Origin of the sequence: Pseudomonas sp. NPDC077451, from assembly GCF_044543345.1 — a bacterium.
Classification (GTDB): Bacteria; Pseudomonadota; Gammaproteobacteria; order Pseudomonadales; family Pseudomonadaceae; genus Stutzerimonas.
Genome location: NZ_JBITVX010000005.1, coordinates 212,392 through 235,165, shown reverse-complemented (window position 1 = coordinate 235,165; position 22,774 = coordinate 212,392). Strand labels below are relative to the sequence as shown.

Sequence of the window (22,774 nt, the reverse complement as noted above, 5' to 3'; positions counted from 1 at the left end):
GGTTCCCTGGCCCGCTGCGGCAGTGCTCTCTGAGGCCACTGTAGTGGCTCAATGCTACCACCTATCTGCCCTTTGAGAGCGTGCCGGATAGGCGGTCTGGTTCTCATTATGAGGCTTGCTGTCGACCGGCTGCGTTATAGTGGTTCACATGCCGCACGCTCTGCGTGACCGGCGATCGAATCTTTGAATTTATGACGAGAAGGACAGACGCCCATGTTGGATTGGAAGAATCGCTTCGGCCGCCTCGGCTTATCAGGAAATTCAGCCAGAGCGGACGGGACGACTCGCAATCCGCTACTGCTGGGGATCGTCCTGTTGATCGGCCTCTATTTACTGATAGCCCTCTTGGTCGGGTGGTACTGGAGCTCCGAACCTGACCGGTTCCCGGTACAGCAGCATGTCCGGCAAGCCGCTGATGCTTCGCAGCAGCAGATTGTTAATGGCTACACAACGGTCGAAACCCTTAAACAGGTCGCGGGCACCTTGCTCGACAAGCCAGGCGGCTATCTGAGCAACGACATAGCACCCCCCGGCATTTGGCTGGACAATATGCCAAGCTGGGAATACGGCGTGCTGGTTCAGGTCCGCGACCTCAGTCGTGCGCTGCGCAAGGATTTCGCGCGTTCTCAGTCCCAGTCGACTGAAGACCCGGATCTGTCCAAAGCCGAACCGCTGTTCAACTTCGACAATCGCAGCTGGGCTCTGCCCGCCAGCGAATCGGAATACCGCAACGGTATTCGTTACCTCAACCGTTACCTGGCGCGTTTGAGCAACCCGGCCGCCAACGCGCAGTTCTACTCGCGTGCTGACAACCTGAATAACTGGCTTGGTGATGTGGGGACCCGGTTGGGGTCGCTGTCTCAGCGTTTGTCGGCCAGCGTTGGTCGTGTTCGTTTGGACGGGCAGCTGGCGCCGGAGCTTGGGGGCGAAGGCGTCAGGCAAGTGGTTGAGGAAGAGCGTGTCGAGACGTCCTGGATGCAGATCGATAACGTGTTCTACGAGGCGCGAGGGCAAGCGTGGGCGTTGTCGCATCTATTGCGCGCCATTGAAGTGGACTTTGCCGACGTGTTGGCGAAAAAGAATGCCGCGATCAGCGTCAGGCAGATCATCCGCGAACTGGAAGCTGCGCAGGAACCGCTGTGGAGCCCAATGGTGCTAAACGGCAGCGGTTATGGCGTGCTCGCCAACCACTCGTTGGTCATGGCGAATTATATTTCACGAGCCAACGCGGCGATTATCGACCTGCGTAATCTGCTTTCGCAGGGATAACGGGCGCTCCGCGGCCCTTCGGGGCCGCGGTTTGTGTGCTCAGTCCAGCCCCAGCTTCTTCAGCCGATACCGCATGGAGCGGAACGACAGCCCCAGCCGTTGGGCGGCGGCGGTGCGATTCCAACGGGTTTCTTCCAGCGCCTGCATGATCAGTTTGCGCTCGACCTCTTCGAGGTGGTCTTCAAGATTGTCGATCTGCGCCAGGCTTGCTTCGCCATTCTCCGGCATGCCGGGTGCATCGGAAAGCCGTAGGTCGCTGGGCTTGATTTCTTCGCCTTCACAGAGCGTGTAGGCACGCGCAAGCATGTTTTCCAGCTCGCGCACGTTGCCGGGGAAGCGATAACTCTGCAGTTTTGCCAGCGCATCGGGTTGCAGCCGGGCCGGCGTGTCGCCGCATTCCTGGGCGAGGCGCCGAAGCATCACCTCAGCCAGCTGGGCAATATCCTCGCGGCGCTCGCGCAGGGGCGGCACGCGTAACTCGATGACGTTCAGCCGGTAGTAGAGGTCCTGCCGAAAGCGTCCCGCGGCGACTTCGCTTGCCAGGTCCTTGTGGGTGGCGCAAAGAATCCGCACATCGACCACGACTTCCTTGGCGCCGCCAACGGAGCGCACGGCCTTTTCCTGGATCGCCCGCAGCAGTTTCACTTGCATCGGCAGAGGCAAATCGGCTACTTCGTCGAGAAACAGCGTGCCGCCATTGGCCGCCTGGAACAGCCCGGGCTTGTCTTCCATCGCCCCGGTAAAGCTGCCCTTCTTATGCCCGAAGAATTCGCTTTCCATCAGCTCCGAGGGAATCGCCCCGCAGTTGACCGGAACGAATGGCCGCTCGTGACGGGGCCCTTGCTCGTGGATCAGCCGCGCGACCAATTCCTTGCCACTGCCGGATTCGCCACTGATGTACACCGGTGCCTGGCTGCGCGCCAGTTTCCCGATCTGTTTGCGCAGCACATTCATCGGCGGCGAGGCGCCGAGTAAGCGGCTGTCGACTGTAAGTTCGTTTGGGTTCGGCGTGCGCAGCCGCAGCGCGGTATTGACCAGTTCGCGCAGCCGACCGAGATCCACCGGTTTGGTGAGAAAGTCGAAGGCCCCGGCCTTGAGCGCCCCAATGGCCGTGTCCAGACTGCCATAGGCGGTGATCATCGCGACCGGCAATTGTGGGTACTGCTGCTGAATGAACTGCACCAGCTCCAAACCGCATCCGTCAGGCAGCCGCATATCGGTCAAGCACAGATCGTAGTGCTCGCGCGCCAGGCACTCCTTGGCTTCCTTGAGGTTGCGGGCGCTGCGGGTGTCCAGCTTCATGCGTCCGAGGGTGATCTCCAGGAGCTCACGGATATCGGGTTCGTCATCGATGATCAGTGCTTTCTGGCGAACGGTCATGGTCTCGGTCTTCGACATGGTAGTGCGGGTCCGCAATGTTAACGCTACATGACCTTGGTTGTACCGCGGCCGTGGCCGATGTGTGACCCGTTGCCTTCTCGGCGGGCTCAGCTCAGCTTGCGCGGATGCGCAAAGACGATACGAAAGCAGCTGCCTCCCTCGTCTCGTTCACGGTAATCCAGCCGCGCCTGATTGCTTTCGCAGAGCTCGCGCGAGATATACAGCCCCAGCCCCGTACCCTTGTTCTCGGTGGTGAAGAACGGCTCGAAGATATTCTGGACCTGCTCGGCCGGCACGCCTGCACCATCGTCGAGTACCTCCAATACGGGGAGGTCGCTCGTCTCGTCTCGGAAGAGTTTCAGCCATACCTGTGCCTGGTCATGTTTCTGGCCACTGTAGCGCAGGCCGTTCTGCACCAGATTGGTTAGCACTTGAATCAGTTGATTCGGGTCCATGCGGGTCTGCAGTGAGCTGCCCTGAGTATCCACGTGGACAATCTGCTGAGGCGGTAGCGTCTGGCGAAATTCGCTGGCGAATCGATGCACCCAGTATTTCAGGTCGAGCAGTTGTGGCTCGGCCTGGCGTCGGCGCGAGAGCTGCAGCACGTTCTCGATGACCAGGTTCATGCGCCGCGAGTGATCCTGAATGATCTGCGTCAGCCGTAAATCCGCAGCGTCCAGCACCTCTGACTCCTGCAGCAATTGCGCGGCGTGGCTGATAGCGCCGAGCGGGTTGCGGATTTCGTGGGCGATACTGGCGGTCAGTCGGCCAAGCGACGCGAGTTTTAACTGCTGGGCCTTCTGTGCGATCTGCGAGATGTCTTCCAAAAACACCAGCGTGTCCTGTTTGACGCCATGCTGAAGCGTAGCGAAGCTTGGCTGCAGCGTAGCGCCGTCAGGCGTGGCTTTGAAGTTGCGCGGCCGCAGGGTCGGATTGTCACGCCAGCGTTGCAGGCCCTTGATGATTTCCGGGCAGCGCGGCGCTAGTCGTTCGCCAGTCAGTGATTGTTGGCCGAGCAGCTCGAGAGCGCCCTGATTGGCAAGCAGCACACGTTCCTGAGGATCGAGGACAAGGATTCCGGTGCGCATGCGCTGCAGAATCTGGGCGTTCAAGGCTTCGAGGTTTGCGACCTCTTCGGCGCGCTGGCGGGCAAGGGTTTCGCTGACTTGTAGCCGCCTGGTAAGGCCCTGCACCAATAGTGCGGCGGCGAAGCACAGTGTGCCAAGTGCGGCAGCCTGGACGTACTGACTGCTTGCCGCGCTGTCGCTTAGGCTGAGGTAGAACGTCAGATAGATAAGGCCGGTTGCGGCGACTGCGGCGATGAAAAAGCCGACGCGGCCGTGCAGCAGGATGTTCGCGATGGCGACCGCTACGATCAGCAGGTTACCGATGCCACTTGGCGTACCGCCCGCGAAGTAGAACAGTGCGGCCAGCAGGGTGACGTCCAGTAATGCGAGCACCAGTACCGGCAGTTCTCGCTTGGGGTTCTGCAGCAAGACGGCTGCGAAGATGTTGAGAATCAGGTAGAGCCAGGCGCCGTAGTAGAACGCCTTGGGATTGGTCATGCGCATCAAATCGTTGTGCAGGTCGCTGCTAATGAGCAGAACCAACACCAAGCCGATTACGACGCGATAGAGATGATAGAGCCGAAGGATTCGTCGGCCCTTGTAACCGAAAAACGTCAGGCGTTCAGTTCCCACCCGACTTGTTGTCCTGTTCCAGATGCGCCTGGCTGCAATACCACCGATCATGGCTCTGCAGTGCCCGCTCACGTGGCAGATGCACGCCGCATTGAACACAGCGAACTGTCATGACCGTGGTCTGTTGCGGTTTGCCTGAGGCGGCAGGCTTGCTGGTCAGGCGACGCCAGAGCCAGAACGCCGCTGCAATCAGGATGATCCAGAACAACAGTCGAAACAGGCCCATATATCTACTTCCTGGCTAAGCCGTGCGGGCCTGCCGTTCTGGCAGGCTGCGGTTGGGTTCTCAGTCGAACAGGCCGAAGGTCAGATAGCTCCACCAGGAGCGGTCTTCGCTTTGCTCTTCCTTTGCAGCTTCGGTTTCCGCTTCTCTCAACACTGGGCGCAGTTCGTCCGGGAGATCCTGGGCAGCATTCTCATACTGACGCACCACGTCGCGGTTGGATTGCGAGCGGTCCGGGGCTTTATTTTCGGTATCGATCAGGCCGAGTGTGGCGCGGGACAGCCAGCTGCGGTTGTCGGCCTCTTCCTGGCGAGGCACGAACTCACCCTCTTCCAGGCTTGGGTGTTGCGGGTAGTTGAGCTTGAGCGTTTCCAGGCTGGTGCTAGCGAGCTCCTCGAGGCCAAGGCGCTGATAGGCTTCGGTCATGACGGCCAGGCCATCACCGACTGCGGGCGTGCCTTGGAAGTTTTCCACTACATAGCGCCCGCGATTGGCGGCGGCCACGTAGGCCTGGCGGCGCAGGTAATAGTCAGCGACATGGATCTCGTTCGCCGCCAACAAGTTACGCAGATAGACCATCCGTGCCTTGGCATCTGGGGAGTAGCGGCTGTTCGGGAAGCGAGTGGTCAGCTGAGCAAACTCGTTGAAGGAATCGCGTGCAGCGCCGGGGTCTCGCTTGGTCATGTCCAGCGGGAGAAAGCGCGCCAGCAGACCGCGATCCTGGTCGAAGGAGGCCAGGCCCTTCAGGTAGTAGGCGTAGTCGACACTTGGGTGCTGCGGATGCAGGCGGATAAAGCGTTCAGCCGATGAGCGAGCGGCTTCCGGCTCGGTGTTGCGGTAATAGGCATAGATCAACTCGAGCTGTGCCTGTTCGGCGAAGCGGCCGAAGGGGTAGCGGGACTCGAGAGCCTTCAGCTTGTTGATCGCACTGGTAAAGCTTTTATTGTCCAGGTCGGCCTGTGCCTGCCGGTACAGTTCCGCTTCGCCGAGGTTTTCACTGATGGTTTCGTTGGACGAACAGGCAGCGGTAAGGGCGAAAATGGCGATCAGCAGCAGGTGTTTCACTTGCATGGCGGCTTGCGTCCCTGTGACGGCTGGCTGTCTTGCGCTGAGCCGTCCTGTTATGATGGGCGCCCCGGCTGACCGGGACAAAGACGCCGTATTTAAACACAAGCGTGTTGCTGAAACCAAAGGCTGCACCCGCGTCGCTGTCGAGGGGCTGCTCAGACTCAGGATCTGCCCATAGGCGTCCTGCCTGTCGATCAGAGCATCTACCTCTTTCTCATGTAGCGGCTCATCGCCTGTCGCAATCGGTGCGAATCGCACGGTTGCTTCTCCAACTATTGAAGCGCCCTTAATTATGTCCACGATCACCACCCAGGCCATTCATCTCCGCGCCGAGGTGCCCTACGACCTCGGCGGGCAGCGCCTCGATCAAGTTGCGGCACAGCTGTTCTCCGAGCATTCCCGTTCGCGTCTCTCCGCCTGGATCAAAGAGGGTCAGCTCACCGTTGATGGCGCTGTCCTGCGTCCACGAGACACAGTGCATGCGGGTGCCGTTCTGGAGCTTTCCGCCGAGCAGCAGGCTCAGGGCGAATGGGTGGCGCAGGACATTCCGCTGGATATCGTTTTCGAAGACGAACACATTCTGGTGCTGAACAAGCCGTCCGGGTTGGTGGTGCATCCTGCTGCCGGGCACGCCGACGGCACCTTACTCAATGCCTTGTTGCACCATGTTCCTGATCTGATCAACGTGCCGCGTGCCGGCATCGTGCATCGCCTGGACAAGGACACCACCGGCCTGATGGTGGTGGCCAAGACCTTGCAGGCGCAGACGCGTCTGGTGGAACAGCTGCAGGCACGCAGCGTCAGCCGTATCTACGAGGCTATCGTCATCGGCGTGATTATCACAGGCGGCACCATAGATGCAGCTATTGGTCGGCATGGGCAGCAGCGTCAGCGCATGGCGGTGGTCGAGGGCGGCAAGCCTGCTGTGAGTCACTATCGGGTGCTTGAACGCTTCCGGTCGCATACTCATGTTCGAGTCAAGCTTGAAACCGGGCGTACGCATCAGATCCGTGTGCATATGACGCACATCGGTTACCCACTGGTGGGTGACCCGCTTTATAGCGGTCGTTTTCGTATCCCGCCGGCAGCGAACCCGACCATGGTGCAAACGCTGCGCGATTTTCCACGCCAGGCATTGCATGCGCGTTTTCTGGAGCTCAACCATCCGATCAGTGGCGAGCGGTTGAAATGGGAATCGCCGTTGCCGGATGACTTTGTCTGGCTGCTGACGTTGTTGCAACAGGATCGCGAGGCGTTTAGCGGGTGACCGATTGGCCGGAGAGCTGGATCCGCCCCGACTGGCCCGCACCTCGGCGTGTGAGAGCTTGCGTCACTACACGCAGCGGTGGCGTGAGCCAAGCGCCTTTCGATGGCTTCAACCTGGGCGATCATGTCGGCGATGTGCCCGAGCGGGTGTCTGCAAATCGACAGTGCTTGCAGCGGCTGCTCGGTTGCGAGCCTGCCTGGATGAGCCAGATTCATTCGAATTGTGTTGTTGAAGCCGATCCGCGCAGTTGCCCCACCGCCGATGCCTGCTGGACGGGTGAAGCGGGTATTGCCTGTGCGGTACTGACCGCTGACTGCTTGCCGGTATTGTTCTGCGACCTCGACGGGACCCGTGTCGCGGCTGCCCATGCAGGATGGCGTGGGCTAGCTGCCGGCATGTTGGAGGCTACCGTGGCGGCCATGGCGGTGCCTGGGCCAGAATTGATTGCGTGGCTCGGTCCTGCAATAGGCCCTGCGGTATTCGAGGTGGGCGGCGAGGTGCGTGATGCGTTCATCTCTCGCCACTCCGCTTGCTTCGAAGCCTTTACCCCCAGTCATCGCGCGGGTCACTTCATGGCGGACATCTACCAGCTCGCCCGAATCCGTCTGGCTGCGTGTGGCGTTACGGCTGTCTTCGGCGGCGGTTTCTGTACCGTCAGCGATCCCCGTTTTTACTCCTATCGCCGTGCCGCCCGCACTGGGCGCTTCGCCAGCCTGATCTGGCTGGTCTGAGTTGCGCGGCTCACGACCTTGGCGTCTCGCATCTGGCCTGCGTTAAACCAACGACATGACCTGCGTCAAGGTCGCATGGCTTGAATCTCCAACAATCAACCTCATCTAAGGTCCATCTCGCAGGCTTTCGTTCGGGTGCGGTTCAGCGCACGGCCTGCCTTACCTAGAAAGGTGATTACATGCGTATCGATCGTTTGACCAGCAAGCTGCAGCTTGCGCTTTCCGATGCCCAATCCATTGCTGTTGGTTTCGACCATTCGTCCATCGAGCCCTTGCATTTGATGCAGGCGCTGCTTGAACAGCAGGGTGGATCGATCAAGCCGTTGTTGATGCAGGTGGGCTTCGACATCAATGGGTTGCGCCAGGCGCTGACCAAAGAGCTTGATCAGTTGCCGAAACTGCAAAACCCGACCGGCGACATGAACATGTCTCAGGATCTGGCGCGTTTGCTCAACCAGGCTGACCGCCTCGCGCAGCAGAAAGGCGACCAATACATCTCCAGTGAACTGGTGCTGCTCGCTGCTTTGGATAGCAGCAGTCGCCTGGGCAAGCTGCTGCTCGCCCAGGGCGTGAGCAAGAAGGCTCTGGAAAACGCCATCAGCAATCTTCGGGGTGGCGAGGCCGTCAACGACCCCAACGCCGAAGAGTCGCGGCAAGCGCTGGACAAATACACCGTCGACATGACCAAGCGCGCGGAGGATGGCAAGCTCGATCCGGTGATTGGTCGCGATGACGAAATCCGCCGGACCATTCAGGTGCTGCAACGACGCACCAAGAACAACCCGGTGCTGATCGGCGAGCCAGGGGTGGGCAAGACCGCTATCGTCGAAGGCTTGGCGCAGCGCATCGTTAACGGTGAGGTACCGGACGGGCTCAAGGACAAGCGTCTTCTCTCGCTGGACATGGGGTCGCTGATCGCTGGAGCGAAGTTTCGCGGCGAGTTCGAAGAGCGCCTCAAGGCGGTGCTCAACGAACTGAGCAAGCAGGAAGGCCGGGTCATTCTGTTCATCGACGAGTTGCACACCATGGTAGGCGCCGGCAAGGCTGAGGGGTCGATGGACGCGGGCAATATGCTCAAGCCGGCACTGGCTCGTGGCGAACTGCATTGCGTTGGCGCGACTACCCTTGACGAGTACCGTCAGTACATCGAGAAGGACGCCGCGTTGGAGCGTCGCTTTCAGCGTGTGCAGGTCGACGAACCGAGTGAAGAAGACACCATCGCTATTCTGCGCGGCCTGAAAGAGCGCTATGAGGTGCACCACGGTGTCTCCATCACTGACGGCGCAATCATCGCGGCGGCGAAACTATCGCACCGCTACATCACTGACCGGCAGCTGCCGGACAAGGCGATCGACCTTATTGACGAAGCGGCCAGCCGCATTCGCATGGAGATCGATTCCAAGCCGGAGGAGCTTGATCGTCTTGATCGACGTCTGATCCAGCTGAAGATCGAACGCGAAGCGCTGAAAAACGAGGATGACGAGGCCACCAAGAAGCGTCTGGCCAAGCTCGACGAGGAAATCGTCAAGCTCGAACGTGAATATGCCGACCTCGAGGAGATCTGGAAGTCGGAGAAAGCAGAAGTACAAGGCTCTGCCCAGATGCAGCAGAAGATCGAGCAAGCCAAGGCCGATCTGGAAGCTGCGCGGCGTAAGGGTGACCTGGCGCGCATGGCTGAGCTGCAGTACGGCATCATCCCTGACCTCGAGCGCAGCCTGCAGATGGTCGATCAGCATGGCAAGACCGAGAATCAACTGCTGCGTAACAAGGTGACCGATGAGGAAATTGCTGAGGTTGTCTCGAAGTGGACCGGTATCCCTGTTTCGAAAATGCTCGAAGGCGAGCGCGAAAAGTTGCTGAAGATGGAAGACCTGCTGCACCAGCGCGTGATTGGGCAGCACGAGGCAGTGGTGTCGGTGGCTAATGCGGTTCGCCGGTCGCGGGCCGGGTTGGCCGACCCGAACCGTCCCAGCGGATCCTTCCTGTTCCTCGGCCCGACCGGGGTGGGCAAGACCGAATTGTGCAAGGCTTTGGCCGAATTCCTCTTCGACACCGAAGAGGCCATGGTCCGAATCGACATGTCCGAGTTCATGGAGAAACATTCGGTTGCGCGCCTGATTGGAGCACCGCCGGGCTATGTGGGCTATGAAGAGGGCGGCTACCTGACCGAGGCCGTACGGCGCAAACCTTATTCGGTGATCCTGCTCGATGAGGTGGAGAAGGCGCATCCCGATGTGTTCAATATTTTGCTGCAGGTGCTTGAGGATGGCCGGCTGACCGACAGTCACGGGCGGACCGTGGATTTCCGCAATACCGTGATCGTCATGACGTCGAACCTGGGGTCGACCCAGATCCAGGAGCTGGTAGGCGATCCTGATGCGCAGCGTGCAGCAGTGATGGATGCAGTGAGCCAGCACTTCCGGCCGGAGTTCATTAACCGCATCGACGAAGTGGTGGTCTTTGACCCGCTGGCCCGCGATCAGATTGCCGGCATCGCTCGCATCCAGCTGAGTCGACTGCGCCAGCGACTGGCTGAGCGTGAGTTGAGTCTGGAGCTAAGTGACGAAGCGATGGATAAACTGGTCGCGATTGGCTACGACCCGGTCTATGGCGCTCGGCCTCTGAAGCGGGCGATTCAGCGTTGGATCGAGAATCCGCTGGCACAGAAGATATTGTCCGGCGCATTCGAGCCAGGCACGAGTGTATCGGGCACCGTACAGGGAGATGAGATCGTCTTCGCCTGATGCGCCGGTGATGCAGGCACCCTTCTATCGAGCGGTGCCCGCGGCCTCATTTTAAAGCGGAACGGGGTCGCATCACCGAGTCGTGCAAATCATTGTAGTAAATCGTATTTTTTCTGTTGACAGCCGCGCCGATAACCGTAAAATGGCGCGCCTCTGAGGGGGGAATGCAAAGCGGTAACGCAGTCCATCCGAGGAGCTGGAAGTGAAGTTCCGCGATAGCTCAGTCGGTAGAGCAAATGACTGTTAATCATTGGGTCCCAGGTTCGAGTCCTGGTCGCGGAGCCAAATTCCATATCGGGGTATAGCGCAGTCCGGTAGCGCGCCTGCTTTGGGAGCAGGATGTCGGGAGTTCGAATCCCCCTACCCCGACCATTTTTGGGTCGTTAGCTCAGTTGGTAGAGCAGTTGGCTTTTAACCAATTGGTCGTAGGTTCGAATCCCACACGACCCACCAAAATCGTCTCGTAAAGAGGCGTGAGAAGCCGGGAGATCCGAAAGGGTCTCCCGGTTTTTTTTGGCCCGAATTTTTCCAAGTCTGTTTTTTGGGTTCTGGCTTTGACTGGAGCGCGATCCGTACAGCCAGCGCCTTTTCTCCCACGAAAGACGCTGACAGCTGGTTCAATCAATGAAGCTTGAGGCGCGGCACCGTGCTGGTGCTGAGCTTGTCCCCGATCATCATCAGGCCGGTACGAGCCACGCCGTACAGCGCGATCTGATGCATCCGATACAGGGAAACGTAAAACATCCGCGCTAACCATCCTTCCAGCATCACGTTGCCGGTGAGGTTGCCCATCAGATTGCCTACGGCTGAGAAGCTCGACAGCGATATCAGGGAGCCGTAATCGCGATACCGATAAGTGGGCAGGTCTTTGCCCTCGAGGCGCCGGGCAATCGATTTAGCGAGTAGCGATGCTTGCTGATGCGCCGCCTGCGCTCGCGGTGGTACGTTGCGATCGCTGTCCGGTTGTGGGCATGCGGCGCAATCGCCGAAGGCGAATATGTTCTCGTCTCGCGTGGTTTGCAGCGTGGGAAGCACCTGCAGCTGGTTGATCCGATTACTTTCTAGTCCGTCTATGTCTTTTAGGAAGCTTGGCGCTCGGATACCGGCAGCCCACACTTTCAATGTGGCCGGGACAAAGTTGCCATCCTTGGTATGCAAGCCTTCATCGGTCACCTCGCTCACTGCGGCTTCAGTGAGTACGGTAACGCCCAGATCTTTGAGCGTTTGGTGCACCGGCTGGCTGATCCGCTCCGGCAGTGCAGGCAGTACCCGTGGGCCCGCTTCGATAAGCGTGATATGAACGTTTTCCGGCTTGATGCCGTTTAGCCCATAGGCGGCCAGCTCTCGTGCGGCGTGGTGAAGCTCGGCGGCAAGCTCAACGCCTGTGGCGCCAGCGCCGACAATCGCCATATTGATGGTGCCTTGATGGCCTTCAGCGGCATGGGCGCGCATGTAGTGACTGAGCAGCAGGCGGTGGAATCGTTCTGCTTGCTCACGTGTGTCGAGAAATATGCAGTGTTCGGCGGCGCCCTTGGTGCCGAAATCATTGGTCGTGCTACCGACCGCGATCACTAATGTGTCATAGCTCAGCGTGCGAGCCGGCACCAACTCGACTCCATGTTCATCGAAAGAGGCTGCAAGGTGTACGCATTTGCGCTCACGTTCCAGACCGCTCATACGGCCCATCTGGAACTCAAAGTGGTTCCATTTCGCCTGCGCTACATAGTTGAGCTCGTCAGCGGACGAGTTCAGCGAGCCGGCGGCCACTTCGTGCAGTAAGGGTTTCCAGATATGCGTCAGGTTGGCGTCGATCAAGGTGATACGCGCCTTGCCACGCTTGCCCAGGGTTCTACCCAGGCGGGTGGCAAGCTCCAGGCCGCCGGCGCCGCCGCCAACGATTACGATGCGATGTGTCATGGAATGAACTCATAGGCTTTACGGAATTCGGTTCGGCGCCTTGTGGCGGTCATAGGACCAGGCGGCTAAGGAGGCGGCTCAGCAGCCCCAGGCCGAGTACCACTGCCAGGACCAGCACAAGGAGCAGCCACGGGCGAAAAGGCCGGCGCTCGACTTGGTGCTGAGGCGCGCTGAGGTAGTGGTCAACGCGTTCCTGGTCTTCGGGTTTAAGACGGCTGGGCATACGCACCTCGAAAGGGGATGCAGGCATTCTAGCGGTGCGAGGGCAAAAGCCAAGCGTGACGACGCTTGGCAGTTGGTTCTGGTTGGCTGGATGACGGCGTGGGGCGGTTGCTGGGGCAATAGCGTGGGGCAGGGTTTCACCCGTTCCCCTTGTCTCTATCGCCCGCTGTTGTTTTTAAGGCTCCGAAGATTGCCAATTACCGATTCCAGGGCGCGGTCGAACAGCAGGGCATCGTTTAGCAGGCGTATTGCACCACGGCGGAATTCTATCGCGAGGCCCATTCGGGTTTTTTCCAAGACTTTCATGCCGGTGCGGTTGACGAAAATGTATTTGCCCGTGGGCTTTATCACCGCAGCAAGCTTGCAGCGGAGCTTGTGGTCTTCGTCCTCCTGAAACTCGACCCAGCTGCCGACTCGCAGGTTATCGACCTGCATGAGCGCTTCGTCGTTGTCGTCCAGATTGATTTCTGGCTCATGCTCCCGGGTTTCACCTGGGGCGAGTAAAACGATCTCCTCGTTGACCTCAACCATCGCCGAACTGGCCGGTTCGTTGACGGGATCTTCGCGCGGAGGCAGTTCCAGCTTCTGGTCGACTGCAGACTCGCCAAGGTCGAGTGGATCGCTGGCCGGTTTGTTGAGCTGCTGCAGGGTCTGCACATGCAGCGCTTCGAGTCGGGTAAAGAAGTCGCTGGTGGAGAAGGGGTCAAACGCCGCGCTTACCAAGCCGTCGCGAAGGTTCTTCAGCAGGCTTGGAACAAGCTCCAGTAGCCTCGCACGGGACTCAAGATCTTCGTGTGGCGCAACGCTCCATATTAGGTCATCCATAGTGGCCAATGCGGTCTGCCACTGTTCGGACTGAGTGCCATGCTTCAGGCAGGTCAGCAGCAGAACCTTGCTCCACGCCTCTTGCAGCAGTCGAACAACAACTTCAGGCAGCGTTTTGCCGAACAGTCGCTGATTGAGCGCATGTTCAACCTCCTGGCGGGCCATTTCGGCTTTAGCGCGTCCTTCTTCGGCATCCCGCGTGCGCTGTTCTAGCAGCTCGCTACGGCGTCGCTCGTCGCCGGTGAAGGCGAGGAAGTCGGCGAGCAGTTCGGAGAAGATGGCCGGATCATCGACAAAATCGTTCAGCAGGCGCGCCACAATCTGCTCGATTTTCTGATACAGGCTGTCGCGCTGGACCTCGTCCTGATCGGCCCAGCCCATTGAGGCTGAGGCGATCTCATTAAGCAGACGTCGGGCTGGGTGACTGCCTCGGCTGAAGAAAGTCTTGTCCAGCACCGCTACTTTTAGGACCGGGATTTGCAATCGTCCGATCAACGCCTTGAGTGAGTCGGGCAGGGTGCGGTCGTCGAGAATGAACTCGAACAGCATCGACACAAGGTTTATGACGTCTTCGTCGACTTCGCCGACCACCCGTGATTTGCCGCTCTTGGCGCTGACCCGATGCAGTAGTTGCTCTAACTGGTTTTGCAGATCGAACTCATCGACCTGCTGCGGTGCGCGTGACTGCAAATGCGAGAGCAGCCGCATCAGGTCGTTGCTGGAGATCGGAATAGCGTCGCTGGGCAGGTTACGGGCCGGTAGCGCACTTCCGCGCAGTTCCGAAAGCAATGCCTGCAGGCTGCCGAAAGCTTCCTGAACGCCACTATCAACGTATGCGGGTGCTTCGCTGAAACCCGCTCCAGACCTTGAGGGGCTGTTTCCTGACGCGACTGGGCGGCCTGAAGAGCGGCGTGGCTGCGCTGATTGCAGTTCCGGCAGGACGCTCGCCGCCACCAGTATTTGGTTGGATTCAGCATACAGCTGCTCAAGATCGGTCAGCACGTAACGCTCGAACAGCTTGAGAATGATCAGCTTAACCTTGATCTCGACGCCCAGGCTCCGGCAGGCCTCGAGGAAATACTCACAGAGTTGCTGGGGGCCCAGCGGATTATTCTTGTCGTCGAGCTTTTTGCTGACGAGGACGTTGATGCGGGTTGTGAGGTGGCTGAGTGGCTGACTGGCGCGGCTCATTACCTTGGCGACCATGGTGTCGATCGCGACCGACTCTTCCAGTTCGTCGTTCTGCACCAGCGCCAGGCTCTCAAAGGATGCTTCCTGCGGCGCAGGCTTGCCAATTTCGTATTGGTTGAGTTTGGAAAAAGACTCGAAAACCTGTTGCAGGAAGCTGCGCTCGATGCCGCGGCGCTTCATGCGCAGATCACGCATAGCTTCAAAAAAAGCGTTCTGTTCAGCGTTGCTGGTGGCGCGGTCGGCAATCTCAAAGAGCGAGTCGTCGGCGTTGTCGAACAGTGTCTGCAATGCCAGGCGCAGCTGCTGGGCGGCTTTATCGCGCACGCTGATGAGCGCGACAGGTAGTCTCCCTGCCGGCGAGGTGGGCTTTTGCTCGGCGCTGGCCTTGAGGTGCACCACTTTCGCATCGGTTCGCATCGAGACTCTCCGGTCGCCTGTGATTCAAGCGCTGTACATTTGTAGCATGCCGCTGATTTTAGGCGGGGGCAACGGCCTAAATCGCTTGGGCTGGGCTCGCCATTTCTGTGGCGTCAATTTATGAGTCCATTATATGCCGCTTGTTCACTAGCCTAACGCGGTTTTGTTTTGGACATGAAGCAGCTCACAGATACTCGCGTGTTTCGTACAGATGGTCGGAAAATGCCGCGGGCGCCGAGTCCCATCTGATGTTTCATCCGGTTCGGTTCATGCGTCATGACTAGCTCAAGCTTTATACTTTGCTGAATTATCTGGGAGCCCATTGTGACCAATATCACTCTTGCAGACCTGTCCGCCGAAATCGAAACCAATGTACGCAAGGCGTTGATGGAGGATGTTGGTGCCGGCGATATTACCGCGCAGTTGATCCCCGCAGAGCGGCTCGCCCAAGCGGTGATCATCACTCGCGAGGCGGCCATTATCAGTGGTACGGCTTGGGTCGACGCGGTGTTCCGACAGTTGGACCCGCGGGTGGCTGTGCATTGGCGTGTGGTCGACGGCGAACAGGTTGCGGCGGACCGTGTGCTGTTTCAGCTGGAGGGCCCGGCGCGTGCGCTACTAAGCGGCGAGCGCGCGGCGCTGAATTTTCTGCAGACATTGTCGGGGGTTGCGACCCGTTGCCGGCATTATGCCGATCTCGTAGAAGGCACTGGTGTGCAGCTGCTCGACACGCGCAAGACTATTCCCGGGTTGCGTCTGGCGCAGAAGTACGCCGTTACTTGTGGCGGTTGCCATAACCATCGAATCGGGCTGTACGATGCCTTTCTGATCAAAGAAAACCACATCGCTGCCTGCGGCGGTATCGCGGAAGCCGTCGCAGCCGCACACCGCATCGCTCCGGGCAAACCGGTCGAGGTCGAAGTGGAGAGTCTTGACGAGCTGGAGCAGGCCCTGCGCGCAGGCGCTGATGTGGTAATGCTTGATGAGTTGAGTCTGGCGGACATGCGCACCGCAGTGGGCATTACGGCGGGGCGGGCGAAACTGGAAGCGTCCGGAGGGATTGATGACGGTACGCTGCGTGCGATTGCCGAGACCGGCGTGGACTATATTTCCATCGGCGCGTTGACCAAGCATGTTCGTGCGGTTGACCTGTCCATGCGTCTAACGCAATAACGCAACACGAGGCGGCACCAAAGTGCCGCCAGTCAGGCTCAGTGCTTGCTTTTCAGGCCGAAGTTTTCATGCAGCGTGCCGGGTACATCTGCGTCTTTGGGTGCGTAATCCTTCGGCGGCTCGGTGAACGTCGGCGAGCTGAGGCGCTCACGGTGGCTATGATTCTCCTCGCTGTGCAGCGCCGCTTGCAGGCGCTGGCGAGTCTGCTCGTCAAGCGCCAGCTTGTCCGCACCTTCTGACAGGTGATCCTGCATGTCCTGATAGCTGTTAGTCAGCTTGCGCAACAAGCTGGCCGTGGTATTGAAATGGGTCACCACTTCGCTTTGATAGGTGTCCAGACGCTCTTGCAGTTCGTCCACCTGGCGCTGTGTGCTATTCGGCGCGCTGTTTCGCGCAATCAGGTAACCAATGACGATGCCGACGATCACGCCGACGATCGGGAGCAACCAGGTCGCGAAGGTCTGTTCCACGAATACTTCCTCTATAAAAACGGCTGTGCTGTTCAGCAGCGAAACCTTGCGCTGGCGGTCGGGCAGGGCGACTGTCGGGCCGGGACGCAGCTGCTATGCGCGGGCGCACCGCCTGATGCGGTGGTTTTTCCACGGCTTGATACGTTAACGTCTCGTTCCTGCCCTGTATACCGCAACACGCTATGGCGATCACCGCGCAGGTACAAGCAAGACGAGCCAATTAGCCCCAAGGTCACGGAGTTACTTTGTTGAAACGCGAAAACCCCATATCCATAGAGGGTCCGGCCGGCGTGCTGGAGGGCCTGCACTACGATCAGCCCGAAGCGTGCGGACTGGCGCTGATCTGTCATCCCAACCCGGTCAAGGGTGGGACCATGCTCAATAAGGTGGTGTCGACCTTGCAGCGCACGGCTCGCGATGCGGGTTATGCGACGCTTCGGTTCAACTTTCGTGGGGTTGGCGGCAGTGCTGGGCAACATGACATGCACACCGGCGAAGTCGATGACGCCGAGGCCGCGCTGCGCTGGTTTCAGGCGCAGCACCGGGGATTGCCGCTGACCTTGTTGGGTTTTTCCTTCGGTGGCTTCGTCGCGGCGACGCTAGCGGGGCGGCTCGAGTCCCGAGGCGAAGCGTTGGAAAGACTGGTTCTGGTCGCGCCCGCGGTTTCGCGTCTTGTTGATCAGCCATTGGCTGAACGCTGCAAGTTGACCGTCATCCAGCCCGACGATGATGAGGTCATCGATCCAGCGTCGGTACATGCATTTTCCGCCGGACTTCAGCATCCCCATGAATTGCTGAAAGTGGCAGAATGCGGCCACTTTTTTCACGGCAAGCTGGTAGAGCTGAAAGAGCTGGTCGCGCCGCGATTGGGCTAGCGGTGAGCTAGTCGCCGCACGTGCTGCGCGATCACTCAAACTGGCCGTGGCTCGCTCCATTTTCAACGGAACACCAGCAGGTTTGCCGCTGGCGTCGACCGAATCGAGATCAACGTATGAAAACCCGAATTCTCACCGGTATCACCACCACCGGCACGCCTCATCTGGGCAATTACGCCGGCGCCATCCGCCCGGCCATCTTGGCCAGCCGGGAGGCCGATTCCGACTCCTTCTACTTTCTCGCCGATTACCACGCGCTAATCAAATGCGACGACCCGCTGCGCATTCAGCAGTCGCGTCTGGAAATTGCTGCAACCTGGCTGGCCTGTGGCCTGGATGCGGATCGGGTGACCTTCTACCGCCAGTCCGATATTCCCGAGATACCCGAACTGACCTGGCTGTTGACCTGCGTCGCCGGCAAGGGCCTGCTAAACCGCGCCCACGCTTACAAGGCGTCGGTAGACAAGAACGTCGAACTCGGTGAAGACCCTGACGCGGGCATCACGATGGGCTTGTTCAGCTATCCGGTGCTGATGGCCGCGGACATCCTCATGTTCAATGCACATAAGGTGCCGGTCGGACGCGATCAGATTCAGCATGTGGAAATGGCGCGCGACATCGCCCAGCGCTTCAATCATCTGTTTGGCAAGGGCAAAGAGCTGTTCACCCTTCCCGCTGCGGTGATCGAGGAAAGCGTGGCGACGTTGCCTGGCCTTGATGGACGCAAGATGTCCAAGAGCTACGACAACACCATCCCGCTGTTCGCCAGCGCTAAACAGCTGAAAAGCACGATCGCGCGGATTGTCACGGACTCCCGGCTGCCCGGTGAGCCTAAGAATCCAGACGAGTCCCACCTGTTCACCATCTACCAAGCATTTGCCACCCCGGCGCAACTGGCCGAGTTCCGCGCCGAGCTGGTCAGCGGTCTGGCCTGGGGCGAGGCCAAGCAGCGCTTGTTCGACCTGCTCGATCGCGAGCTGGGCGAGGCGCGTGAGCGCTACCACACCCTGATGCAGCGCCCTGGCGAGCTGGAGGATATCCTGCAGGCAGGTGCCGCCAAGGCGCGCAAGGTCGCAACGCCATTCCTCGGCGAATTGCGGGAATCGGTGGGGCTGCGGAATTTCCGCAGCGAAGTGGCCAGTGCCGCGCCGGTGAAGAAAAAAGGTGGCAAGGCCGCTCGCTTCGCCAGTTTCCGCGAAGCTGACGGCAGCTTCCGTTTCCGCTTTTTTGCCGCCGATGGAGAAGAGTTGCTGTTGTCACGGCCGTTCAGCGATCCCAAGGCGATTGGTGCGCTCAGCCAGCGCCTGATCGCGCAGGGCGTGGATGCCCTGGAACTCCGAGCCGATGAGGACAATCAATTTACCCTGTGGCTAGACGGCGATTGCATCGCTGACAGCCCCAGCTACGCCGATGAGCAGGCTTTGGAAGCAGCCATGCTGCGTCTGCGCCAGGCATTGGCGACGCTTGTTGCGTAACTCCCCATAGGATGCGCCGATCGCAGTACAGTCGGCGCTTCTCTGCTGATCCCATACGAGGCTCCAGCAATTGAACGACCTGCGTAAATTGCCAACCACCCAGGGCGCGGCTAAAGTGTCGGCCCCGTTTCACTACCCAGACCCCGCCATGACCCCTCTTGAGCGCTATCAGGAAGACCTGAAACGTCCCGACTTTTTTCACGATGCCGCCCAGGAAACTGCAGTGCGTCATCTGCAGCGTCTGTATGACGATCTGGTCGCAGACGACCGCAACAAGTCCGGGCTGCTCGGCAAGCTGTTCGGCAAGAAGCACCAGGAGCCGGTGAAAGGCCTTTATTTCTGGGGCGGCGTAGGCCGCGGCAAGACCTATCTGGTTGATACCTTCTTCGACGCGCTGCCCATTGAACGAAAGACCCGTACGCACTTTCACCGTTTCATGAAGCGCGTGCACGAAGAGATGCGCACGCTCAAGGGTGAGAAGAACCCGCTGACCATCATCGGCAAACGCTTTGCGGATGAGTCGCGGGTGATCTGTTTCGACGAATTCTTCGTGTCGGATATCACTGATGCGATGATCCTTGCGACCCTGCTGGAAGAGCTTTTCAAGAATGGCGTCAGCCTGGTCGCAACGTCCAACATCGTGCCGGACGGGCTCTACAAGGATGGCCTGCAACGTGCGCGCTTCCTGCCAGCGATCGAGTTGTTGAAGAAGCACACCGAGATCGTCAACGTCGACAGCGGCATCGATTACCGTCTACGTGCGCTCGAACAAGCCGAGCTCTACCACTTCCCACTGGATGCCGAGGCGGAGCAGAGTCTGGAAAAGAGCTTCCGCAGCTTGCTGCCAGAGAAGTGCCGGGTTCAGGAAAACGAACCTCTGATGATCGAGAACCGCGAGATCGTTGCGCGCAAGGTTGCCAGTGGCGTGGCCTGGTTCGAGTTCCGTGAGCTCTGCGACGGCCCGCGCAGCCAGAACGACTACATCGAGCTGGGCAAGATTTTCGATGCAGTGCTCGTTTCCAACATCGAGCGGATGGACGTTTCCAAGGACGACATGGCACGTCGGTTCATCAACATGGTTGACGAGTTCTACGACCGCAACGTCAAGCTGATCCTGTCGGCCGAGGTTGAGTTGAAAGACCTGTATGCAGGCGGCCGGCTCGAGTTCGAATTCCAGCGGACCCTGAGTCGTCTGCTGGAGATGCAGTCCCACGAATATCTATCGCGCCCGCACAAGCCCTGATAACGCTCAGGGGACACACGCGGCAAGTCTGCTTCTTGGCACGACTTGCCGTTTGTGTTTTATCGGTCAGGCGCTTTTATGGCGATACTGCTGCCGATACTGATTCGGCGACAGTTCGGTGTGCTGGCGGAACAGGCGGGCGAAGAAGCTCGCGTCGTCGTAACCCACTTCGTAGCTGATGGTCTTGATGCTTTTTCGGGTCGTGGAAAGCAGAGTCTTTGCCGTTTCGATGCGTAATCGCTGGAGATAGTGCAGCGGCTTGTCGCCAGTGGCCGTCTGGAACCGGCGCATGAAATTGCGAATGCTCATGCCGTGATCGCGCGCTACATCTTCGAACCGAAATTTCTCCGCGAAATGCTCCTCGAGCCATTCCTGGATCTGCAACACCCGGGTGTCCAGGTGAAGCTTCTGTCCGCCGAAGCCTATTCGCCCCGGATTGTAGTTGCGCCGGACCTCGAACAGGATGTCCCGCGCCATGCCTTGAGCGATATGGGCGCCGCAGTAGCGCTCGACCAGATGGATATAGAGGTCGCAGGCTGACGTGGTGCCGCCTGCACAGTAAAGATTGTCGCTGTCGGTCAGGTGCTTTTCCTGAGTGAACAGCACGCGCGGAAACCGTTCGACGAATTCATGGGCGAAACGCCAGTGAGTGGTGCCCTCACGGCCGTCAAGCAACCCTGCGGCAGCCATCCAGAAGGCCCCGCTGGCCTCGCCGCAGATCGCGCTGCCGGCCGCATGCCGCTCCTGTAACCAGGGCGAAACCTGCGGATAGCGCCGGCTGATAGCGTCAAAGTCGCCCCAGAACGCCGGTAGGATCACGGCGTCTGCCTCATCCAGGGCCCCATCCACTTCAATGCGTGGGCCGCTGAATGTACTGACCGACAGCCCGTCCGGGCTGACCAATGACGTCTCGAACGCGGGGTTGAGATCGAGTCCCAGCTGCTTGCCGTAGCGCAGGCTGGCCATGTGAAAGAAGTCCTTGGCATGGAGCAGGGTGGAGGCGAACACACCGTCCGTTGCCAGAATGCTGATACGTTTCAAGGGGGGGGCGGTGAGCATGCGAGATCAGGCTGTTCCGATTGTTATTGTTTGGATAAAGCAGGGTAAAACTGCCGCAGTCCGGCAGGAGCGTCTTATTTTTTCGCGTGACTGTCCAGTCCCAATCAAGCGCCGCTGTGGAACCGTACTTGCGGGCGGCCGTCTTATCGGGCTGGGAGGACCACATGACAGAACCTAGATCGCAACCTCGCGCTGACCTTCAGCGTTGGGGCGGAAGCACTGCCGATGCCCGCGCAATCCAGACCCAGCTAGCCGACAAGGTCGTCCTTGCCGATGAGTTCGGTCCGTTAAAAATGATCGCTGGCGTCGATGTGGGCTTCGAGGAAGGCGGCAGGATCACCCGTGCCGCGGTCGTGCTTCTCGATGCCGAAACCCTCGAACCGCTGGCGCAGGCGCTGGCGCGGATACCGACTTGTATGCCTTACATTCCGGGGCTACTGTCGTTTCGCGAACTGCCTGCCGTGCTGCAGGCGCTCGACTCACTCGGTCAAACGCCTGATCTGATTTTTTCCGATGGGCATGGCATCGCTCATCCCCGTGGTCTTGGCATTGCGGCTCATCTGGGTGTCGTTACCGGGCTGCCGACCATCGGCGTCGCGAAAAAGATCCTGGTCGGGACGCATACGGCGCTCGGCGAGCAGCGGGGCGAGCAGGTCGATCTGTTGGACAAGGGCGGAAAGGTGATCGGCACGGTTCTACGCAGCAAGGACAAGGTGCGTCCGCTGATCATTTCACCGGGCAACCGGGTCAGCCTGGAAACCGCACCGCAACTAGTCATGCGTTACGTCACCCGCTATCGGTTGCCCGAGCCAACCCGGCTTGCTGATCGCCTGGCCTCGCGCCGTGATGAGAAGCGCGGCCGTCCTCAGCAGTCGATGGAGTTGCTATAGCCTGACTGCTTGCAGCGGGGTGGTTGCAGGCGCTAGCCTTCAGACCCGCAGTTCAACCAGGTTTCGCCGTGATGCAGCTGGATCATGCGACAGGATGGTGCCGAGGTGTACGCCATTGCCCTTCGCCCAACTTCAACCAGCGTCCGGATGGCGAGATTTCGCTGCTGGTCATCCACAACATCAGCCTGCCGCCTGGCCAGTTCGGGACCGGGAAAGTCCAACAGTTTTTTCAGAACTGTCTGCCGTGCGACGAGCATCCCTTCTTCGAAGAAATAGCGAACCTGCAGGTATCAGCGCACTTTCTGATCGAACGTGATGGCGCGATCACTCAGTTCGTCTCTTGTCTGGAGCGCGCCTGGCACGCCGGTGTTTCCTGTTTCGCTGACCGGCAAAGTTGCAACGATTTCTCTATTGGGATCGAGCTGGAGGGCACTGACGAAAAGCCGTTCAGCGAAGCCCAGTACGACAGCCTGATCTCACTGTGTCGCCTGCTTCAGCAGGCCTATCCGGCGATCACGCCGGAGCGCGTCTGTGGCCATAGCGATATCGCGCCGGGACGCAAGACCGACCCCGGTCCCGCATTTGATTGGCAACGTTTGCGCACGGCCTCGATCGTTGCCTGAACTGCCCTGACA

Annotated in this window: 19 protein-coding genes and 3 tRNA genes; 13 read left to right on the top strand and 9 right to left on the bottom strand. The window is 59.5% G+C overall.

Annotated features, from left to right (window positions below; all coding sequences use genetic code 11):
• Positions 1–213: 213 nt before the first annotated feature.
• The gene (locus tag ACIGHL_RS10985) at positions 214–1,269 is read left to right on the top strand and encodes a DUF2333 family protein (protein ID WP_128120142.1); all 1,056 of its coding nucleotides are present in this window, start codon (positions 214–216) and stop codon (positions 1,267–1,269) included.
• Positions 1,270–1,308: 39 nt separating this feature from the next.
• Here ACIGHL_RS10985 and ACIGHL_RS10980 read toward each other — a convergent pair whose 3' ends face one another.
• The 4 genes from ACIGHL_RS10980 to ACIGHL_RS10965 form a co-directional block, all read right to left on the bottom strand.
• Positions 1,309–2,649 (bottom strand): sigma-54-dependent transcriptional regulator, encoded by a 1,341-nt coding sequence (locus ACIGHL_RS10980; protein ID WP_128120176.1) that lies wholly within the window; start codon positions 2,647–2,649, stop codon positions 1,309–1,311.
• Between the two features lie 107 nt (positions 2,650–2,756).
• On the bottom strand, positions 2,757–4,349 hold the full coding sequence (locus ACIGHL_RS10975) for a sensor histidine kinase (protein WP_128120141.1): 1,593 nt from the start codon (positions 4,347–4,349) through the stop codon (positions 2,757–2,759).
• The gene (locus tag ACIGHL_RS10970) at positions 4,339–4,575 is read right to left on the bottom strand and encodes a PP0621 family protein (protein ID WP_128120140.1); all 237 of its coding nucleotides are present in this window, start codon (positions 4,573–4,575) and stop codon (positions 4,339–4,341) included. The genes ACIGHL_RS10975 and ACIGHL_RS10970 overlap by 11 nt, the downstream gene beginning before the upstream one ends.
• A 60-nt stretch (positions 4,576–4,635) precedes the next feature.
• Complete coding sequence (locus tag ACIGHL_RS10965) at positions 4,636–5,643, bottom strand: outer membrane protein assembly factor BamD (RefSeq protein WP_128120139.1); 1,008 nt, start codon at positions 5,641–5,643, stop codon at positions 4,636–4,638.
• Positions 5,644–5,932: 289 nt separating this feature from the next.
• Between ACIGHL_RS10965 and rluD the strand changes: the two genes are divergently transcribed.
• From rluD to ACIGHL_RS10935, 6 genes are all read left to right on the top strand, one after another.
• A complete protein-coding gene (gene rluD, locus ACIGHL_RS10960; RefSeq protein WP_128120138.1) occupies positions 5,933–6,907 on the top strand; it encodes a 23S rRNA pseudouridine(1911/1915/1917) synthase RluD in 975 nt (324 codons plus the stop codon).
• On the top strand, positions 6,904–7,638 hold the full coding sequence (gene pgeF, locus ACIGHL_RS10955) for a peptidoglycan editing factor PgeF (RefSeq protein WP_128120137.1): 735 nt from the start codon (positions 6,904–6,906) through the stop codon (positions 7,636–7,638). The genes rluD and pgeF overlap by 4 nt, the downstream gene beginning before the upstream one ends.
• A 179-nt stretch (positions 7,639–7,817) precedes the next feature.
• Positions 7,818–10,382: an ATP-dependent chaperone ClpB gene (gene clpB, locus ACIGHL_RS10950; RefSeq protein ID WP_128120136.1), complete on the top strand. Its 2,565-nt coding sequence runs from the start codon at positions 7,818–7,820 to the stop codon at positions 10,380–10,382.
• Between the two features lie 209 nt (positions 10,383–10,591).
• Positions 10,592–10,667: transfer RNA gene (locus ACIGHL_RS10945), tRNA-Asn, on the top strand.
• Between the two features lie 10 nt (positions 10,668–10,677).
• Positions 10,678–10,754, top strand: a tRNA-Pro gene (locus ACIGHL_RS10940).
• A gap of 5 nt (positions 10,755–10,759) precedes the next feature.
• Positions 10,760–10,835: transfer RNA gene (locus tag ACIGHL_RS10935), tRNA-Lys, on the top strand.
• A 168-nt stretch (positions 10,836–11,003) separates the two neighbouring features.
• Here the strand turns inward: ACIGHL_RS10935 and ACIGHL_RS10930 are convergent.
• The 3 genes from ACIGHL_RS10930 to ACIGHL_RS10920 all read right to left on the bottom strand — a co-directional run bounded on the left by ACIGHL_RS10930 (position 11,004) and on the right by ACIGHL_RS10920 (position 14,954).
• Positions 11,004–12,299, bottom strand: coding sequence for an NAD(P)/FAD-dependent oxidoreductase (locus tag ACIGHL_RS10930; protein ID WP_128120135.1), 1,296 nt, complete (start codon positions 12,297–12,299; stop codon positions 11,004–11,006).
• 49 nt (positions 12,300–12,348) lie between these two features.
• Positions 12,349–12,522: a DUF3094 family protein gene (locus ACIGHL_RS10925; protein ID WP_045424464.1), complete on the bottom strand. Its 174-nt coding sequence runs from the start codon at positions 12,520–12,522 to the stop codon at positions 12,349–12,351.
• A 155-nt stretch (positions 12,523–12,677) separates the two neighbouring features.
• Positions 12,678–14,954, bottom strand: coding sequence for a DUF1631 domain-containing protein (locus ACIGHL_RS10920; protein ID WP_128120134.1), 2,277 nt, complete (start codon positions 14,952–14,954; stop codon positions 12,678–12,680).
• Positions 14,955–15,278: 324 nt separating this feature from the next.
• Between ACIGHL_RS10920 and nadC the strand changes: the two genes are divergently transcribed.
• Positions 15,279–16,127, top strand: coding sequence for a carboxylating nicotinate-nucleotide diphosphorylase (gene nadC, locus ACIGHL_RS10915; RefSeq protein ID WP_128120133.1), 849 nt, complete (start codon positions 15,279–15,281; stop codon positions 16,125–16,127).
• 38 nt (positions 16,128–16,165) lie between these two features.
• On the opposite strand, the gene ACIGHL_RS10910 is transcribed toward nadC, so the two are convergent.
• On the bottom strand, positions 16,166–16,597 hold the full coding sequence (locus ACIGHL_RS10910; RefSeq protein ID WP_045424472.1) for a Z-ring associated ZapG family protein: 432 nt from the start codon (positions 16,595–16,597) through the stop codon (positions 16,166–16,168).
• Positions 16,598–16,842: 245 nt separating this feature from the next.
• Between ACIGHL_RS10910 and ACIGHL_RS10905 the strand changes: the two genes are divergently transcribed.
• The 3 genes from ACIGHL_RS10905 to zapE all read left to right on the top strand — a co-directional run bounded on the left by ACIGHL_RS10905 (position 16,843) and on the right by zapE (position 20,190).
• On the top strand, positions 16,843–17,472 hold the full coding sequence (locus ACIGHL_RS10905; RefSeq protein ID WP_128120132.1) for an alpha/beta hydrolase: 630 nt from the start codon (positions 16,843–16,845) through the stop codon (positions 17,470–17,472).
• A gap of 116 nt (positions 17,473–17,588) precedes the next feature.
• Positions 17,589–18,947: a tryptophan--tRNA ligase gene (locus ACIGHL_RS10900; RefSeq protein ID WP_446697531.1), complete on the top strand. Its 1,359-nt coding sequence runs from the start codon at positions 17,589–17,591 to the stop codon at positions 18,945–18,947.
• A 148-nt stretch (positions 18,948–19,095) separates the two neighbouring features.
• The gene (zapE, locus tag ACIGHL_RS10895) at positions 19,096–20,190 is read left to right on the top strand and encodes a cell division protein ZapE (RefSeq protein ID WP_045424478.1); all 1,095 of its coding nucleotides are present in this window, start codon (positions 19,096–19,098) and stop codon (positions 20,188–20,190) included.
• Positions 20,191–20,256: 66 nt separating this feature from the next.
• Here zapE and ACIGHL_RS10890 read toward each other — a convergent pair whose 3' ends face one another.
• On the bottom strand, positions 20,257–21,249 hold the full coding sequence (locus ACIGHL_RS10890) for a GlxA family transcriptional regulator (protein WP_446697532.1): 993 nt from the start codon (positions 21,247–21,249) through the stop codon (positions 20,257–20,259).
• 164 nt (positions 21,250–21,413) lie between these two features.
• On the opposite strand from ACIGHL_RS10890, the gene nfi reads away from it, so the two are divergent.
• The gene (nfi, locus tag ACIGHL_RS10885; protein ID WP_446697533.1) at positions 21,414–22,139 is read left to right on the top strand and encodes a deoxyribonuclease V; all 726 of its coding nucleotides are present in this window, start codon (positions 21,414–21,416) and stop codon (positions 22,137–22,139) included.
• A 71-nt stretch (positions 22,140–22,210) separates the two neighbouring features.
• Positions 22,211–22,762, top strand: a complete 552-nt coding sequence (gene ampD, locus ACIGHL_RS10880) for a 1,6-anhydro-N-acetylmuramyl-L-alanine amidase AmpD (protein WP_128120128.1) — start codon at positions 22,211–22,213, stop codon at positions 22,760–22,762.
• The last annotated feature ends 12 nt before the right edge of the window (positions 22,763–22,774 follow it).